Genomic DNA, 2,981 nt, shown 5'->3' with positions numbered 1-2,981 from the left:
GTCCTTTAATTGGGGAGGGGTATTATATGGTGGACTATTCAAAACGAATCAATTATTCCATCGACAATATCGAGAGGTCAATCGTGGCAGACAGCGAAGTGGGTAATATGTATTCTCCAACACAGAAGAAGAAGCTCTATAAGGAAAAACAGAAACTTCTTAATAACTTTACTGAATTAAAAAAGATTATCGATATCAAACATATTCACCAATATCCAATTGAAGGAGTCAGGAATTTTGCCCGTATTGCGGCAATTCCTCCTGAAATTGTTATTAGCGACGATAGAATAAAGGATATGTGCCAAAATCAGCTTTGGACATCTTTTGTGTCACAAAAGACAAATAAAAGAATAAAAAGATTTACTCGATGCCCCGGCCTTGAAACCCGCTCATCATGCCCTTATTTCACCCCACCTGCAAGAAAGGTAAGACAGTTGCTCAATAAAGCTGACATATTTGTAGTGCTTCAATCAAAACTTTTTAATGAATTTGGATTCGTGCAGTGGCAGTTTAAAACAATAAACAGATTGAGAGAAGAGATAGAAAGTATTTTGGGTAAAAAATCAATTATTCAGCAGTTTGGCGCAGGTCCCTGCCAAGCATGTTATCCTCACCACTGCCTCGAGCACGGAAAATGCAGAATGCCTGAAAGACAGACACCGGCGCTTGAAGCTATGGGAATACCTGTAGGACAGCTATGCAGAGATACAGCATACCTGACCGGTAATAAAGCTTGGGAAATAAAATGGATCAAGCATTTCGGACTACCCAATATGACACCTAAAAAATGGAAGGTAGTTTTTGGATTGGCAGTTAAACTTAAAAATAATAAAAGAATTCATTAAAACTTTCGGGAAAGATTAGCGCTTTCTGATTAAATCAGGATTCAATTCAATAGCTTTATTATAATATCGGGCTGCTTCTTTTGACTTATTCATTTTTTCATATAAGGCAGCAAGATTGAAAAGCGCTCTATCAAATTTTGGGTTTAAGGAAATTGCCTTTTTAAAATGTTTTTCTGCCTTGTCAAAAGCTCCTTGATAAACATAGGCAATTGCAAGATTATTGTGAATTTCGGCTGAGTTAGGATTTATTGAAAGGGCAAAGGCATATTCCCTGATTGCCTTTTCAATTTTACCTTTCCCCATATAAGCCATTGCAAGGTTGCTGTGGGCTTTCTCATCTTTAGGTGAGATTTTTACGGCAGAAGTAAAATATTCAATTGCCCTGTCATAGTTTCTCAAATTCTGAAAAATTATTCCAAGGTTCAAATAAGCTTCAAAATCTCTTGGATTTAAAGAAATATCTTTTTCATAGAATTCGACAGCTTTAGCAAAATCTCCCAAAGATTGATAGATTGTGGCAAGATTGTAATAAGTAGCCGGATAATACGGGTCCAAAGATAAAGACTGCATTAAATATTTAATTGCTTTATATGGATAACCGGCTGCCTGATAGGAATATCCAAGGTTGCCATATGCCCGTGCATTTTGAGGAGCTTTCTTTACTGCATCACTCCATAAAGATATGGCATCTCTATAAAGAAGGTTTCTATTGAATGTCATTATGGAAAATAAGATGATTATTATGATAAAGAAAATTTTTAAAAGCCTTTGAAGAAAATCTCTCTGAAAAAAATATTTTAAAATTTCTGCCACTAAAAAGGATAAAGATATCAAAGAAAGATACAGCCATCTTTCCGAAATAAAATCTGATAAGGGGAAAAGGAGAAATGGAAATAAAGTTAAAATAAACCAACATAGGGCAAAGGAAAAAAATCGGTAATTTCTAAAACACTTCTTCATCAAGACAGCTATTCCAGTCCAAAACAATAGGGCGCAAGCTAGGCGAATAGAAATTACGGAATCGATCTCATCAACAAAGTGGGCAATATTCAAATTCAATGGGAAAAAAATTTTTGCAGCAAATTTAGGCAGTATCGTAAGCTCCGTCAACAGATGGACATAAAGGGGCCTTTGCGTCTTATCAGGACTTGATAGTGTAAATATAAATCTATACTTTATTGAAATTAAAAGGAAAACAATAAAAAAACAGGGGGCATAAATATATTTCAGCTTTTCGACTCTAAATTTCCTATTTGTTAAAAAATAAAAATCATAAAAAAGAATCAAGAGCGGAAAAATAACTGAAATCTCTTTGCTTCCCACAGCTAAAATGAATGCAAGCAGAGAAAACAAAGATAGAGTTTTATCATATCTTTCACCCTTAAAAGATTTTATAAAAAATAACAATCCTAAAAAAATAAAAAAAGCACTAAGGAGAGATGAGCGGCTTGATATATATGTTACAGATTCAGTCGCAAGAGGATGGACTGCAAAAATTAGTGATGCAAAAAGAGAAATTGGAAGATTTTCATCTCTCTCTGATTTTTCATCATCAAGAGAATTCAATGACTCCTCTATTATGAAAAATAGGAGCAGGGAGTTCAAATAATGTAATATGAAATTGAATATGTGATACCCTTTAACATCAAGCCCGCCTAAAAGATAATTTAAAAGGAAGGTAAACATTAAAACAGGCCTTTGCTCCTTTTCAGGCAAACTTTTCAGGAAAGCTCCAATACTTCTTATGTCAGGGTTTTTGACAATTACATAATTGTCATCATAATGAAAGGGCGAACTGAATGTATTGGAATAAGAAATTATCGAAAGAAAAAAAATTAAAAGATAAGGGAAAAAATATGCTTTTAAAAAACTATTTTTTGAAATTTTTTGCACAAGTCGATCCCGAAGATATTTTTTATGTTGAATCAACCTTTCGATGTCAAATACTTCCAATACTCCGGTACCAAAACTACATTAAAAATTATAAATGATTTATAAGGTATCAAAATCTTTAATTGTTTCATAATTTCCAACATCAAAGTGAACAGGACTGCTGCCTGCATCTCCAAGTAAAGTAAAACAAATTGCTTTAAATATAAAAAAAATAAGAAGTGAAAAAAGAACTTTCGATAATGT

Annotated in this window: 2 protein-coding genes; one reads left to right on the top strand and one right to left on the bottom strand. The window is 33.5% G+C overall.

The window, feature by feature from the left end:
- Positions 1 to 26: 26 nt before the first annotated feature.
- The gene (locus tag D6734_07265; protein RMF94626.1) at positions 27 to 845 is read left to right on the top strand and encodes a hypothetical protein; all 819 of its coding nucleotides are present in this window, start codon (positions 27 to 29) and stop codon (positions 843 to 845) included.
- Positions 846 to 860: 15 nt separating this feature from the next.
- Here the strand turns inward: D6734_07265 and D6734_07260 are convergent, their stop codons facing one another.
- The gene (locus D6734_07260) at positions 861 to 2,798 is read right to left on the bottom strand and encodes a tetratricopeptide repeat protein (GenBank protein RMF94625.1); all 1,938 of its coding nucleotides are present in this window, start codon (positions 2,796 to 2,798) and stop codon (positions 861 to 863) included.
- Between the last annotated feature and the right edge of the window lie 183 nt (positions 2,799 to 2,981).

The organism is Candidatus Schekmanbacteria bacterium (genome assembly GCA_003695725.1).
Taxonomy (GTDB): Bacteria; Schekmanbacteria; GWA2-38-11; order GWA2-38-11; family J061; genus J061.
The sequence above is the reverse complement of the archived record's forward strand: the minus strand, read 5'-3'. Positions and strand labels throughout refer to the sequence as shown.

Excerpts from the sequence above, each read along its gene's own strand:
- D6734_07265 (RMF94626.1), top strand. The coding sequence starts at position 27 with ATGGTGGACTATTCAAAACGAATCAATTATTCCATCGACAATATCGAG.